Annotated in this window: 14 protein-coding genes; 2 read left to right on the forward strand and 12 right to left on the reverse strand. The window is 35.5% G+C overall.

What is annotated here, in order from left to right; genetic code table 11:
* Window positions 1-122: 122 nt before the first annotated feature.
* The 8 genes from HHU08_RS16075 to rpsU form a co-directional block, all read right to left on the reverse strand.
* A complete protein-coding gene (locus HHU08_RS16075) occupies window positions 123-1,088 on the reverse strand; it encodes a PhoH family protein (RefSeq protein ID WP_016202975.1) in 966 nt (321 codons plus the stop codon).
* Window positions 1,085-2,278, reverse strand: coding sequence for a sporulation protein YqfD (gene yqfD / locus HHU08_RS16080; RefSeq protein ID WP_016202974.1), 1,194 nt, complete (start codon window positions 2,276-2,278; stop codon window positions 1,085-1,087). Before yqfD ends, HHU08_RS16075 begins: the two co-directional genes overlap by 4 nt.
* A 14-nt stretch (window positions 2,279-2,292) precedes the next feature.
* Window positions 2,293-2,577 (reverse strand): sporulation protein YqfC, encoded by a 285-nt coding sequence (gene yqfC / locus HHU08_RS16085; RefSeq protein WP_016202973.1) that lies wholly within the window; start codon window positions 2,575-2,577, stop codon window positions 2,293-2,295.
* Between the two features lie 244 nt (window positions 2,578-2,821).
* A complete protein-coding gene (locus HHU08_RS16090) occupies window positions 2,822-3,262 on the reverse strand; it encodes a hypothetical protein (RefSeq protein ID WP_016202972.1) in 441 nt (146 codons plus the stop codon).
* 25 nt (window positions 3,263-3,287) lie between these two features.
* A complete protein-coding gene (gene floA, locus HHU08_RS16095; RefSeq protein WP_016202971.1) occupies window positions 3,288-4,289 on the reverse strand; it encodes a flotillin-like protein FloA in 1,002 nt (333 codons plus the stop codon).
* Window positions 4,289-5,629 carry an NfeD family protein gene (locus HHU08_RS16100; RefSeq protein ID WP_016202970.1) on the reverse strand — a complete coding sequence of 447 codons (1,341 nt, stop codon included), beginning with the start codon at window positions 5,627-5,629 and terminating at the stop codon, window positions 4,289-4,291. The genes floA and HHU08_RS16100 overlap by 1 nt, the downstream gene beginning before the upstream one ends.
* Before the next feature lie 227 nt (window positions 5,630-5,856).
* Window positions 5,857-6,300 (reverse strand): GatB/YqeY domain-containing protein, encoded by a 444-nt coding sequence (locus HHU08_RS16105; RefSeq protein ID WP_101730811.1) that lies wholly within the window; start codon window positions 6,298-6,300, stop codon window positions 5,857-5,859.
* 17 nt (window positions 6,301-6,317) lie between these two features.
* Window positions 6,318-6,491: a 30S ribosomal protein S21 gene (gene rpsU / locus HHU08_RS16110; protein WP_003152957.1), complete on the reverse strand. Its 174-nt coding sequence runs from the start codon at window positions 6,489-6,491 to the stop codon at window positions 6,318-6,320.
* Window positions 6,492-6,816: 325 nt separating this feature from the next.
* Here rpsU and HHU08_RS16115 point away from each other — a divergent pair, with 325 nt between their 5' ends.
* Window positions 6,817-7,734, forward strand: coding sequence for a Na/Pi symporter (locus tag HHU08_RS16115; protein WP_016202968.1), 918 nt, complete (start codon window positions 6,817-6,819; stop codon window positions 7,732-7,734).
* A 446-nt stretch (window positions 7,735-8,180) separates the two neighbouring features.
* Here the strand turns inward: HHU08_RS16115 and HHU08_RS16120 are convergent, their stop codons facing one another.
* Window positions 8,181-9,962, reverse strand: a complete 1,782-nt coding sequence (locus HHU08_RS16120) for an ABC transporter ATP-binding protein (RefSeq protein ID WP_016202967.1) — start codon at window positions 9,960-9,962, stop codon at window positions 8,181-8,183.
* A complete protein-coding gene (locus HHU08_RS16125; protein ID WP_169188855.1) occupies window positions 9,952-11,712 on the reverse strand; it encodes an ABC transporter ATP-binding protein in 1,761 nt (586 codons plus the stop codon). Before HHU08_RS16125 ends, HHU08_RS16120 begins: the two co-directional genes overlap by 11 nt.
* 471 nt (window positions 11,713-12,183) lie before the next feature.
* Here HHU08_RS16125 and HHU08_RS16130 point away from each other — a divergent pair, with 471 nt between their 5' ends.
* On the forward strand, window positions 12,184-12,969 hold the full coding sequence (locus tag HHU08_RS16130; RefSeq protein ID WP_169188856.1) for a helix-turn-helix domain-containing protein: 786 nt from the start codon (window positions 12,184-12,186) through the stop codon (window positions 12,967-12,969).
* A gap of 79 nt (window positions 12,970-13,048) precedes the next feature.
* Here HHU08_RS16130 and deoC read toward each other — a convergent pair whose 3' ends face one another.
* Window positions 13,049-13,714, reverse strand: coding sequence for a deoxyribose-phosphate aldolase (deoC, locus tag HHU08_RS16135; protein WP_016202965.1), 666 nt, complete (start codon window positions 13,712-13,714; stop codon window positions 13,049-13,051).
* Window positions 13,715-13,851: 137 nt separating this feature from the next.
* Window positions 13,852-15,204: a tRNA (N(6)-L-threonylcarbamoyladenosine(37)-C(2))-methylthiotransferase MtaB gene (gene mtaB / locus HHU08_RS16140; RefSeq protein WP_016202964.1), complete on the reverse strand. Its 1,353-nt coding sequence runs from the start codon at window positions 15,202-15,204 to the stop codon at window positions 13,852-13,854.
* Window positions 15,205-15,207 lie beyond the last annotated feature (3 nt).

The following is a 15,207-nucleotide window of genomic DNA, read 5'->3' on the forward strand; positions in this document are numbered from 1 at the left end:
AGTTTTTTCGATTGTTTTCACCCTTTTTCGAAATATTTCATCTTTCCAAAAGGATTCAAACATAAAAAAGAGACAGTATACCTTAAGTCCTCTAAAACACTTAAGATATTGTCCCTTTTTTCTTACACATCTTGTTTTCCATATGCGTTAATGATTTTTCCAACTAATGGATGTCTTACTACATCACTTTCTTCTAAATGAACAAAGCCAATTCCGTTAACACTTTGCAGTATTTGTTCAGCAACCACCAAACCAGATTTAACACCTTTTGGTAGATCTATTTGTGTTTTGTCACCTGTAATCACCATCTTGGAACCAACTCCAAGCCTCGTTAGAAACATTTTCATTTGAGCATGAGTTGTGTTTTGTGCTTCATCCAAAATTACAAATGCATCATCCAATGTTCTTCCACGCATATACGCAAGTGGAGCAACCTCAATCGTATTTCTTTCAATCAAACGTGTTGTATGCTCCATACCGAGAACATCATGCAACGCATCGTATAATGGGCGTAAATATGGATCCACTTTTTCTTTCAAATCTCCTGGCAAAAATCCTAAACTTTCACCAGCTTCTACTGCTGGTCTTGTTAAAATAATTCGATTTACTTTACCATTCTTTAAAGCATTTACGGCCATCACAACGGCTAAATAAGTCTTACCGGTACCTGCTGGCCCTATTCCAAACACTAAATCATGTCTTCTTATAGAGCGTATATACTCACTTTGTCCAATTGTTTTTACTCTAATTGATTTACCTTTAATCGTTTTCGCTATTTCTTCATCATATAGTGACCCGAAATATTCAAGTGTTCCTTTCTTTGCCAAAGAAATAGCATAAATCACATCTCGTTGACTGATAGAAACACCTTTACGGATAACTTGTAAAAGTTTCTCAACAATATCCCCCACGAGCTCTATTGAATCAGGACTTTCAGAAGAAACAAGCAATGTTTCTCCTCTCGTTACGATGTTACAATCTAATTCTTTCTCAAGCACTTGCAGATTGCTATCTCCATTACCAAGTAAAGCAATCGCTTCGTTTGGATCTTTCAATTTTACATTCATCGTTTTTAAATCTTCTGTCATTCTGTATCTCCTTGAGTTAGAGGATGTGCTTTCGCAATGTTTTCTACTGTTGTAAAAGCTATATTTAGTTTTACTTTACCATTCTTTATATCTTGTTGCAAAATTTTTTCTTCCTTAATTTTTCCATCTTCTCCAATTCGTTTCATAATATCCTTTCTTGCATCTTCCTTCCCTTTCTTCACAGCTTCCTTGCCACTATATCCCCTTTTCACAATTTCCTTTTCCCGATAAGTCTCATTTACAACCTTCACCGGTAACTCCCATTTGAAAAACTTAACATTCGTCTCGTTCTCTTCTTTCTCAAACTGCTTATATTCTACTTTGCCGAATCCCCATACAGGTATATCCCACTTACCTAGCCTTATATAAAATTTTTGTTTCTCTTCTCCATTAAATACTTGGAAAGTTGTTTCTAAAGGAACTGTCACTTCGGTTGTATACCAGACTTCCCCCCATACTTTTCCTTTAGCAGATACACTTTTCGTATTATCTTCCTTTCCTATTGTTCCAGAAACTAACAATTGTCCTTTTTTTACAACTTCATTGATTGTATATTGTTTCGTACCAGATTCCACAAAATCAGATACTATTGTCGCTTTTTTCGTCGCTACTAAATTTTGTGGTCCCACTTCTTCCTTCTTCTTCGGTTCATTTTTCTCAACAACCTGGAAATGATAAGTTGTCCCTTTTAACTCCACACCAATCCATGTAATCGCATCAATATTATTCGTTAGTTCCGCTTGGATTTCATCTAACTCTTTCGCAAAAAATTGAAATTTACCAATTTTAATATCCATCTTGTCAAGCTGCTTACGTATCTGATATTCTGTTGCCGGATTTGCTCCCTTAACCTCTATTCCCCATACCATATTGGATAAAGTCAGAACTAGTCCTAAAAAAAGGAATAACCCCATCACAAAACCACTATTCTTCCACAATCTCTTATATAGAAATGGAGCTCCAGCTCTGCGCTGAAACTCTATTTTTATACCGCTGCCTCTAACTAAACGACGAAAATGGTGAATTTTCTTTAAACTAATTTGAAAAGTTACAGCTTGAGGTCCATGTTTTTTTACACGCCAGATAGCAATATCATTTTTTAATAACTTATTTAAAAAGCGTTCTAAACCTTTGCCCGTTGCTTTCACTGTAATAATCCCTGTTAAATATTCAATCCAATGATTTTTCATAATTTCCTCCCAAATCACTCATTTATGTATAAAACTTGATCTATTTTCCCTTCTAATAATATTTCTTCCGGCAATATCGTTTTAATAACGAACCCTTTTCCTTTGATTAACAGTTGCCCTTGTTTTAAAAGCAATCGCAATTCTTTATCTGAAAAGGTTATTAACCCTCGGTGGTTCTCTACATAAATATGTATTTGTCCGATCATTGTGATTCTAGGTAAGTCCATCATGACATCTTGAGGAAGTTCTAAGTTTTTAATCATCCAGTTCCGCAAGTTATGTCCCCACTTTTTAGCCATAAAAAAAGAACCCCCCTTTCCTCTCTTTTATGAGATTCTCTAGATAGACAGTACGCTTTCTTACACTTACTATCATCATATTCAAGGAGTTTTACATTATGCTAAGAAAAACATTGGCAGCATGCTTTCTATCGAAATTTTCTTCTGTTTAATCTTACACGCATAAAAAAAGAGCCATTATCAAGCAAATAGTTTCTCGAAGGGAGAAATAACGCTTAATAATAACTCTCTATACTTGTATTTCTTATTTTTTAGTTTTACTTTGCATAGATGCTCTATGCGGATTTCTTGATCGAGGGGAAGCTAAAACTTCAGAAAATACGACTGCCTGAACAATATTTTCCTTTGTAAAGAAGCCTTCCGAATCTGCTCCTTTAACCACCTGATTTAAAACTGGCACTTGAGCTCCTCGATTTCGTTGCTGTTCCATCATTTTAATTTTCTTTTGTAAACTTGCATTTTCTCTTTGAAGCCTTTCCAACTCAGAAAGTGGTTTTTTCTTTTCCACCACTTTTTTTGTTTTTTCAGGAACTGCCATGACTGGTTGTTTTCTTTCCACTTCTCGGTTAACAGGCTTTGGCACCTGTGGTCTTGTTTGTTTAGGAGCCTGTTGTTTTTTGCTATTGTCAAATATAGAAGAGAAGAGAAAAGCTACAACAGCAATTATTATTGGAAGGATTTCCAAATCTTTTCCCTCCCTTTCTTAAAGTTTACTCATTATCATCTTTATTTTTCTGATCATCTGTCAATTTGCCAATGGAGCCTCGCATTTCTGTATCAGCAGTTATATTTTGTAAGTTCATATAATCCATTACACCCATATTGCCAGAACGCAATGCATCAGACATAGCCATAGGAACCTCTGCTTCTGCTTCCACAACTTTAGCACGCATTTCTTGTACTTTTGCCTTCATCTCTTGTTCTTGGGCTACAGCCATTGCTCTACGTTCTTCTGCTTTCGCTTGAGCGATTTTTTTATCTGCTTCTGCTTGCTCTGTTTGTAATTCCGCTCCGATGTTTTTGCCGATATCAACATCCGCAATATCAATCGATAGAATTTCAAAGGCAGTACCAGCATCTAAGCCTTTAGATAAAACAGTTTGAGAAATCATATCTGGATTTTCTAATACCTTTTTATGGTTATCAGACGAACCGATTGTCGAAACAATTCCTTCCCCAACTCTGGCTACAACTGTTTCTTCTCCAGCTCCCCCTACTAGTCTCTCAATATTTGCACGCACTGTAATTCTTGCTTTCGCTTTAACTTCAATACCATCCATCGCTACACCAGCGATAAAAGGTGTCTCAATTACTTTCGGATTGACACTCATTTGAACCGCTTCTAATACATCCCGTCCTGCTAAGTCAATAGCAGCACATCTTTCAAATGATAACTCAATATTTGCACGATGGGCAGCAATTAAAGCATTTACAACTCTATCTACATTACCTCCGGCAAGATAATGACTTTCTAATTGGTTAATCGTTGCATTTATCCCAGCTTTATGTGCTTTAATTAGCGGATTTACGACACGACTTGGAATTACCCTTCTTAAACGCATCCCCACCAATGTAAAAATACTAATTTTCACTCCAGCTGCTAAAGCAGATATCCATAGCATGACTGGCACAAAAGTTAATAGTACCCCTAATAAAATAACTGCCAGTACTACTACGATAATCCAAAAAATTTCAAATCCTCCAACTAACATTACTCATCCTCCTTTAGTATATCTTTCGTTAGTATTTCCCTTACCACAATTCTAGAACCTTCAACTTTTACCACTTTTACATTTTTCTCTTTATCAATAAAACTACCTTCACTCACTACATCAACTCTTTCCTCGTTCACGAGAACTACGCCAGCAGGACGTAATGCAGTCAAGGCAATTCCTGTTTTTCCAATCAAATCCTCGCGATTTTGATTAGAGACATACCCATTTTCTGTACTAGTTGAGTCTGTTAATATTATTTTTCTAAAGAATTTCATTTTTCTACCAAACACCTTTACTAATAAGATAGATGCGATAATCGAAACCCCTATTGCGATTACAAGGCTTATCCCTATGACCGCAATATCTCCACTTGCAAGAAACATACTTGCTATGACTGAAACAATCCCTATTGCTCCCGCTATTCCTCCGACGACAAAGAATTCCAATATAATTAAAAGGATACCTATCACAAAGAGAATTAGACTTTCATATCCTGCAAGTCCTGCGACTAGGTGACCATAGAAAAAGAGCAGCAGTGCAGATATTCCCGCAATTCCCGGGAGTCCAAATCCAGGTGAATATAACTCAATAATCAACCCTAGACTTCCAATCGACAATAAAATAGGAACGATAATAGGATTTGTCACGAACCTTGCTATTTTCTCTGCGAAACTTTCATCTAGCCTTTCTAATTTTGCATCCTTCAAGTCTAACTGATTCAATACATCATCTAAACTTTTAACAGTACCGTTTGAATATTCTATTTCTTGTGCTTCAGATGAAGTTAAGGTTAAAAAAGTCCCAGATTTCTTTATTCCCGGTATAGCAATAGATTTATCTGCCATAGCCATCGCATAAATTGGATCTCTCCCTGTCTTCTCTGCTGCACCTTTCATCGCAGAAAGCCAGTAAGATTGAGCTTTTTCATCCGCTGCGTTTCCTTGTTGGTCAATCACTCCAGAAGAGCCTATCCTGCCTCCTTCCACCATATAGATTTCATCGGTATTTAACGCAATATAAGAACCTGCTGAAATAGCATCTTGATTAATGTAAGTTACGGTTTTAATATCTGTTTCAGATATTCTTTTTCCTATTTCAATAGCAGCCGAAACGTCTCCACCAGGAGTATTCATATCAAAAATAATGGCACTAGCGCGATTTTCTTCTGCTTCTGTTATTGCTCGATCGATAAACTCACTCAAACCTTTTTCAACAGTATTCTTAATCGGAACCACATATACTATCTTGTCATTATTCGCATAAATGATGCTTGGAATGATAGATAGTAAAAGCATAAAAAGAAGAGGAATAAACAATAATTTCTTTTGCCTTTTCAAATTCTCCCTCCTTTCTAAAATATAATAGGAAAAGCTTATGACTATGTATACGGTTAACTTGACGAAAAGTTTCACTTTTTTTTAATTTTTTATTAGATGTTTTTTTGTAAATAGATAAAACAAAAATTAGGCAAACGACCTCGTACTCTAAAAAAAGAAAACCTTTTCAATCCCTTTATGTAAAAAGGCTGCAGACTTAATCTGCAGCCTTTAAAACATAAACTTATTTATGAAAGGTGTTGTTGTACAAGTTTATTTACTAGTGAACCGTCTGCTTTTCCTTTTACTTTAGGCATTAAAGCAGCCATCACTTTTCCCATCTCTTTCTTCGAAGAAGCACCAGTATCGGCGATTGTTTGTTTCACAATCTCTGCTAGCTCCTCTTCCGAAAGCTGTTCAGGCATATATATTTCAACATGTTTTAACTCCGCACGTATTTTGTCAACAAGATCTTCACGACCTGCTTTCTCAAACTCATGGAGGGAGTCTTTGCGTTGTTTTACTTCGCGAGAAAGGACAGATAACTCGTCTTCTTCAGAAAGATCTCTACCAAGCTTAATTCTTTCATTCTGAATGGCAGCCTTAATCATTCGAATTACAACTAGTTTATCTTTTTCTTTGTTTTTCATCGCTTGCTTCATATCATTGTTTAAGCGTTCGAGAAGACTCAATTTAGCTACACCCTCTCTTAGAACTTACGTTTTCTTGCTGCTTCTGATTTTTTCTTACGTTTCACACTTGGTTTCTCGTAGAATTCGCGCTTTCTAGCTTCCTGCAAAGTACCAGTTTTTGATACTGAACGTTTGAAGCGACGAAGAGCATCTTCAAGCGATTCGTTTTTACGAACGACGGTTTTAGACATTCTCTTTCCCTCCCTCCGAACACAACACACTAACATCAACATGGTTTCCATGTACCTTGACATTATAATATATCAAAGTTACAAGGTCAACCGTATTTGACCTAGTTAGACAAATTGTTTTAAAAAAACGTAAAAAAAAGGTGTTTTACACAAGAAATCAGCCTTTTTCTCCCTCCATTCCTTTCTCGTCCTCAATTTTTCCCTCTATAAATCATTTTAAACACCCTGCCATATAAGCTACTATAAAGAAGTTTATTCTTCTATCATTTAAATGGCATGTCCTTCTTCTTCTCTTCATATAGTTCTGATAAGGAGGAAGCATACAATGATTTATCTTTTACTTTTTATCGGACTTATCCTTTTATTTATTTATGGAATGACGCTTTTACGAACAGGCTTATTTAATTTATCTTCTCATTCATTGAAAGGTTTACTCGAAAAATTAACAGATAAACCTTGGAAGGGCTTAATCGTGTCCATCATTATTACAGCACTTCTCCAAAGCAGTGCTGCAGTTATGGTGCTCACAATCGGATTAATTTCTGCAAGAGTTTTAACTTTTCCTCAATCCATTGGAATTATTTTAGGAACAAATATTGGGACAACATTTACAACCGAATTTATTACTTTTGATATTAATAATTATTTACTGCCACTTGCCATTATTGGTGTACTGTTTATGATTATAAATAAATATCAGTTAAGAAGTTTTGGTTTCATTTTATTTGGTATTTCTATCGTCTTTACAACGATGAGAGGCTTTAAATATTTTGCTGGAATGATTGAAAACCAAACAACATTAAATACTTTTTTTCTCCAATTGGCAGATCGTCCTTTCCTCGCTCTTCTAGTTGGCATTGTTATTACCGCATTGATTCAATCAAGTACTGCTACAATTGGAATTATTATGGGTTTTTTGACGGCAGGACTGCTTCCTATCGAGATTGCTATTGCAATTATGTTAGGTTCTAATATTGGAACATGCGTTACTTCTTTTTTGGCTTCACTCGGAACAGAAAAAAGTGCGAAACTCTGTGCATATGCCCATATTTGGTTAAATATCGGTGGGGTTATTTTGTTTTATCCATTTATCCATGAATTAGCTGCTATTGTTAAAAATATGACGTCCGATATTGATGTCCAACTGGCCCATGCAAGTCTACTATTTAATGTCTTGTCTTCGCTTTTAGTTCTTCCCTTTGCTGAACGTTTTGGCAAATTAATCATGCGTATACACAGTTAAAGATGTTTTTCTCTATATTGGATTAATGAAAAGAGACTGGACAGAACAAAATATATAATAAATACAGACGAACAATCTCTCATTTAGTAGCGAAACCAACTCGTTCCATTACGCTACAGACACTCTATGGAGACCACTGAAAAAGTCTTTTTTCGTGCGAAATGAAGAGCAAGCATGTTTGAAAGTAAAAATAAGATTGGTTTGGAGAGGAGTCCGCTCGACTCCTATGGGAGCTGCGAGAAAGTCCAAGACCCCGCAGGAACTTAAGAAGCGAGGAGGCATGGTGCTCGCCCCATGGAAAGCGAAGTGTATTTAGGCTGCGGCTGATCACCACAAACCTTCTTTCTTAAAATGAATAAAACCCCAAACAATCATACGAATATTTCTTATATGTACGTATAATCGTTCGGAGTTATTTGGTTGAAAATACTTATGTTTCAGTCTCTTTACATTACTTTTAATAAATCATATTGGGATTGATATAAATGATAATACAATCCTTTTTTAGTCATTAACTCTTCATGGGTACCTTTTTCCGCAATTCTACCACCATCCACATAAAATATTTGACTGCTATTTTTAATTGTCGATAGGCGATGGGCGATGATGAAAGAAGTCCGACCTTTTAACAATTCGGTAATTCCTTCTTGCAGGAGTTCCTCTGTTTTTGTATCAATGCTACTCGTAGCTTCATCTAAAATCAGTATTTTAGGGTTTGCTAAGAGGGCTCGTGCAAAAGAGATCAGCTGCCTTTGTCCCGCTGATAATGTACTGCCTCGTTCCTCTACAACAGTATGATAACCGTCCTTTAAATCTTTAATGAAATCATGAGCTCTTACAATTTTAGCTGCTGCAATAATTTCTTCTTCAGTTGCATCCAGCTTTCCATAACGAATATTTTCTAGAATGGTTCCTGAAAATACAAAAGTGTCTTGAAGCATCACACCCATTTGCGAGCGGAGAGATTTCAGCGTAACATCCCTGACATCTATCCCATCAATTTTTACGCTTCCTTCATTTACATCATAAAACCTGCTTAACAAATTGATAATGGTTGATTTTCCGGCACCTGTTGGTCCTACTAAGGCAATGCTTTCGCCCGCATTTATATGAAAGCTAACATCGTTAAGGATGTTTTTCCCTTCTTCGTAGCGGAAAGAAACATGGTCAAATGTGACATTTCCCTTTATTGTTGGCATTTGGATCGCTTTTGGATCATCCTTAATATCTGGTTCTACATCCAATGTTTCAAATATGCGCTCTAAATAAGCGGAAGCAGTAATAAGCGCATTATAGAAGTTCCCCATATTTATAACAGGGTTCCAGAAATTATTGACATATCCAATAAACGCCACAAGTGTTCCTGTACTAACATCTACCCCAATCTGACGTATTCCTACGAAATAAATTAAACTTGTCGTTAAAACAGAGATGTTTTGCACCCCTGGCCATAATAAAAACTGAATGGATACTGCTTTAAGCCAAGATGTACGTGTCTCATTACTAACTTCATCGAAAATTTCAAAGTTTTCCTCTTCCCTAGCAAATGATTGGGTAATTTTTATCCCAGCAATACTTTCATGGATATAGGCATTCATATTAGATTGTTTATTACTTAACACTTGATATGCTTTTCTCTGCATATTTTTGATAACCCATACTAATAATCCTAAAATCGGCAAGAGTGCTAAACTATACAACGTTAATTTTGCATCAATTGCAAACATGAAAATTAACGTAATAATTACGCTGATGATATCAGAAATGAGATTGATTAAACCGTTACTCAATAAATCACTTAATGTATTAATATAGTTAACGACTCTTATCAAAATTTTCCCATGGGGACGATTATCAAAGTAAGAAAAGGGAAGCTTCTGTAAGTGCTGAAAAATATCTAAGCGCATATCCTTTAAAATATTCTGACCAATTTGTGTAATCCATTGAATACGGTAGCGCATACATATTCCGATTACAACTAGAGAAAGAATAAACAAAATACTAATTCCTATCAGTAATGATATATCTTTATTTGGTATAATTTCATCAATTGCAATTTTCGTAAAAAACGGACCAAGCATCCCTGCCACGTTGGCAATTAATATGATTAGCAATGTAATAAACAATGCCTTTTTATAAGGTTTAATATAAGCACCGATTCGTTTATAGTGACTCCAATTAAATTCGGTTTCTAATTCTTCATCGACATTAAATTTATTACGGGCCAATGGTTGCTCCCCCTTCTTCCTGCTCTACTAATCCTAGCTGTCTTTTGTATACATCGTAATACATTCCTTTTTTGGCAACGAGCTCTGCATGTGTTCCTCGTTCCTTTACTTCGCCTTTATCAAGAACTAAAATAAAGTCTGCTTCTCTCACAGAAGAAATCCGATGCGCAATAATAAATGTTGTTTTAGTTTGCGTTAGCTGAGTTAGTTCTTTTTGAATCTTACTTTCTGTTTCCATGTCTACTGCCGATGTCGTATCATCTAATATTAAAATAGACGGATCCTTTGCTAACGCCCTCGCTAAGGAGATTCTTTGCTTTTGACCGCCAGATAATCCAACCCCACGCTCGCCTACGATTGTATCGTATCCTTCAGGCATTTTAGCAATGAAATTATGAGCATCTGCAATAGCTGCTACACGCTGAATCTGTTCCATATTCAAATATGGATTTCCAAAGGAGATATTTTCCTCAATCGTATTGGAAAACAAAAAGATGTCTTGCATTACCATCGAAATTTGATCACGGAGCTTCCGTACTGGCCATTCTTTGGCATTGACATGATCAATTAATACTTCCCCATCTGTCGGATCATAGAATCTTGCAATTAAGTTAACAAGCGTAGATTTGCCTGATCCTGTTTCACCTAAAATCCCCACTGTTTGCCCCGGTCGAACGCTAAAGGAAACATTTTTTAAGATTGGTGTTTCTGGATCATCGGAAAACGCAAAAGAGACATTTTCAAATGTTACATATCCAGAAATTTTCTTGCCTTTCTTTCTGTCTTCCACCATAATTTGCGGCTCGGTATTTAATAAATTTCTAATTTTTACACACGATGCATTAAAACGCTGCACATCATTTATCAGCCATCCGCTCATACGCATTGGCATATTTAGAAGCCACATAAAGCCGTTAAAAGCAACCAAATCACCAATGGACATACTTCCTTGGATAACAAATAACCCACCTAATAATAATGTAATAACAGCTAATACGCCTGCAAATCCGTCCAACCATGGTAAATATTTTTTCGAAACATTAGCAGAATCAAGATTACGCTTCCGATAATCATTGTTAAAATGATTAAACTTTTCAATTTCATATTCTTCACGAGAAAACGCTTTAACTACTCGATTTCCACTAATATTTTCTTCTACCATGGAGTTCAGTCTTGAAAAACTTTCGCGAATTTCTAAAAATACAGGATGTGCTGCTTTGGACATTTTTTGCGTAAAAATAAAAATAATTGGTGTAACGGCAACAAGTGCTAATGTTAGTTTCCAATCGATGCTCATCATTACTAGAATAGCAACGACAAACCAGATGACACATTCAGCGATATTGTAGCAAACCCATGAAACAAAATGGCGTATCGCATCCATATCCCCTGTCATCCTCGCCATAATATCCCCTACTCTATTATGATTGAAAAAGTCAAAATCAAGCTCTTGTAGTTTTTTGTACATATCTTGCCTGATTTCAAACTGTGCATCTTGACCAACATGTTCATAGAACATTTGGTATATGTAACGAGTAACCGTTCTAATAAGTGTTGCCCCTATCATCGCTAACAGAATTGGAACTAAGAGTTGGACTCGATTATTCTCAATGACTTCATCAATCAATTTTCCGCTTAAAATAGGAATAATCACTACAAAGAAGGAATTTGCCAATAAAATCAACGTTGCACTAATTACTTTTTTCTTATTCTTCTTTACATAATTCCAAATCCATTGGTAATTATTCAATAGGAATCTACACTCTTTCTTTTTTTATTTGTGTACTTCAAAAATGATATTTCTAAAGATAGATAAATATACTTATAAAACAAAATTCACTAAGTGAAATCAATAATATCTCTTAATACAAATAAAGGGGTGTATAAAAAGTTTAGATTCGCTTTCATACTTTCTGCCTCTCTCCCATCTTTTTGGCGTTGTTAAACCATTTGTTACGCTCTGCTGCCTTTCACACACTTTGATCCTCCTTATCTGCCTTTTTGCAGGTAACAACTACGTTAACAATGCCATTTAAATTATTTTATTTTAAAATGCTACAAATAGTATCACTGCTTAAGTGCAGACACTACTTGTAAGTTTAAAAAGATAAGAAAGAACTCATTTCTTATCACAGATTAATTTTAGTCATGACTGTTTGACGTAACTAGTACTTAAATTGTATAATTATGGACAAAATTTGACTTGAAAGGAGTACATTGAATGTTATACTATCAATCAAATTATTTTGGACAAAATGGCGATTTTGATCGTATATCAGCATTCACTCCTACTAACCTTCCACACTTCCACCGCAGCATGGAATTGATAATGGTCGATGAAGGAACACTGGAGCTTAATATACAGAATAAAACCTATACACTGCAAGCTGGAGAAAACGCTCTCATTCTTTCAAATCAGATACATAGTTTGCATAGCACTCAGAAAAATCACTCTTGGATTTATGTCTTTTCACCAGAATTGGTTAATCAGTTTTATCAACTAAGTAAAAATAAAGACTTAATCCATCCAGTATTCAGTTTACAACCTAACACTTGTGAGATGATAAAGGAGTTGTTCATTAAAAGTAAAAGCTCGATGCTTGCTAAAAAAGGAGTATTATATTTGATTTGTGCGGAATTATTAAAACAAACATCATTTAAAGAGGAAACACGGAGAGATGATTATTTATTACATGATTTACTGAACTATATCCAAAATCACTTTACAGAGGAACTTTCATTAAAAGAGTTATCACAAAGGTTTGGTTATGATTATTCTTACCTATCTAGATTTTTTACAAAGATACTAAAAGTACCATTCGTTGATTTTTTAAACGGGCATCGGGTTACATTGGCATCCCAATTATTAAAAACAACGGATAGTAAAATCACAGAAATTGCTGATATGGTTGGATATAAAAACATTCGCAGTTTTAATCGAAACTTCGAAAAAATTATGCATACTACCCCAAGTAATTACCGAAAAGCATATACAGAAACATATTAATACTATTAATAATCACATACCAAAAAATCCTTAGAAAAACGAAAGTATCATTTATTCTAAGGATTTTCTATTACAACTATTAATAATCACCAGTGCTCGTTAAGCCATTAACGATTGCTACCCCAGAGCTTGCTCCAATTCTAGTTGCTCCTGCAGCAATCATTTTCTCTGTATCTTCGCTGCTGCGCACACCTCCAGAAGCTTTTACACCTACATCTGGTCCAACCGTTTTTCTCATTAATGCAATATCCTCAACCGTCGCTCCACCTGTAGAGAAGCCTGTTGACGTTTTTACAAAGTCAGCTCCTGCTTCTACAGCTAATTTACAAGCGATTTCTTTTTCCTCATTTGTTAGCAGGCTAGTTTCAATTATTACTTTTGATAAAGCTTTGCCTTTAGCAGCGTCAACAACTGCTTTTATGTCTTCTTTAACTAAATCATAATTTTTATCCTTTAGCGCACCAATATTAATAACCATATCTACTTCTGTCGCACCATTTTTGATTGCATCCTCTGTTTCAAATGCTTTTGTTGCGGAAGTAGTTGCGCCTAAAGGGAAACCGATCACTGTACACACTTTTACTTCTGTTCCACTCAGTAATTCACTTGCAACTTTCACCCATGTTGGGTTAACGCAGACCGAAGCGAATACATATTGTTTTGCTTCTTCACATAGAGTAACAACCTGTTCTTTTGTTGCATCTGCTTTCAATAAAGTGTGATCAATCATTTTAGCAATATTCATTATGATTCTCCTTTGATTTATGTACTAATGAAAATGATGTCGAAGCTCTTTGCAGCAATTGAAACAAAGAGATTCAACAACATATTCTAAATTAATATTACTTTCCGTAACACAAAAAGTGAACAATTAATTTTTTCTTAAGAAACAATCGCTGCTTGATCTTCTATTTCTTCCAGAACGCGGACAAATTGTCCTTCATTCACAGGATAGCCAGCTTTGATGATTTTAACCTTAACAATTTTCCCAACCATTTCCTCTGTAGCAGGGAAAACTACCTTTAGATAATTATCTGTATATCCTACATAAAGCTTGCCATTTCCATCCTCTTTGTAAACTTCTTCTGGAATAACTTCTACTACTTCCGCTTCATAGTTAGACGCATATTCTTTTGCCAGCTGATCAGAAAGCGAAATCAAACGATGTACTCGCTCATTCTTCACATCTTCATCAATCTGGTTGTCCATACGTGCAGCAGGAGTTCCTGTTCTCTTTGAATAAGGGAATACATGTAATTCGGAAAATTTATGGTCTTTAATAAAATTATATGTTTCCATAAACTCTTCTTCTGTTTCTCCTGGGAAACCGACAATAACATCGGATGTAATTGCTAATCCTGGTAAAGCCTCTTTTAATCTCGTAATTCTTTCCGCAAAGAATTCCATCGTATATTTTCTTCTCATTCTTTTTAAAACAGTGTCTGATCCTGATTGAATAGGAATATGAAGATGATTTACAATTATTTTAGATTTATCCAATACTTCGATTACTTCATCTGTTATTTGACTAGCCTCAATAGAAGAAATCCGAAGACGCTTTAGCCCCTTCACCTGCGATTCTAGATCACGAAGTAGGTTAGCTAAATTATAGTCCTTCATATCAGAGCCATATCCGCCTGTGTGAATACCTGTTAACACGATTTCTTTATAGCCAGCATCCACTAATTGCTGCGCTTGTTTAATAACATCTTGTGGGTCTCTAGAACGCATCAATCCTCTTGCCCAAGGAATTATACAGAAAGTACAAAAGTTATTACAGCCTTCTTGAATTTTTAAAGATGCTCTCGTTCTATCTGTAAATGCAGGTACATCCATTTCTTCATAAACACGATTTTTCATGATGTTTCCAACTGCATTAATTGGTTGTCTTTCTTGTTTGAATTGTGCAATGTACTCTAGCATTTTCACACGATCCTGTGTCCCTACTACAATATCGACACCAGGGATAGCCATGATTTCTGCTGGTGATGTTTGTGCGTAACAACCTGTAACACAAATAACCGCATCAGGGTTTTTGCGGACTGCACGACGAATAACTTGACGGCTCTTCTTATCCCCTGTATTCGTAACAGTACATGTATTTATAACATATACATCTGAAATATTTTCATAATCTACACGTTCATAGCCTTGTTGTTTAAACAACTGCCAGATCGCTTCCGTTTCATAATGGTTTACTTTACATCCTAATGTGTGAAAAGCAACTGTTGGCATTTT

The organism is Niallia alba (genome assembly GCF_012933555.1).
Classification (GTDB): domain Bacteria; phylum Bacillota; class Bacilli; order Bacillales; family Cytobacillaceae; genus Niallia; species Niallia alba.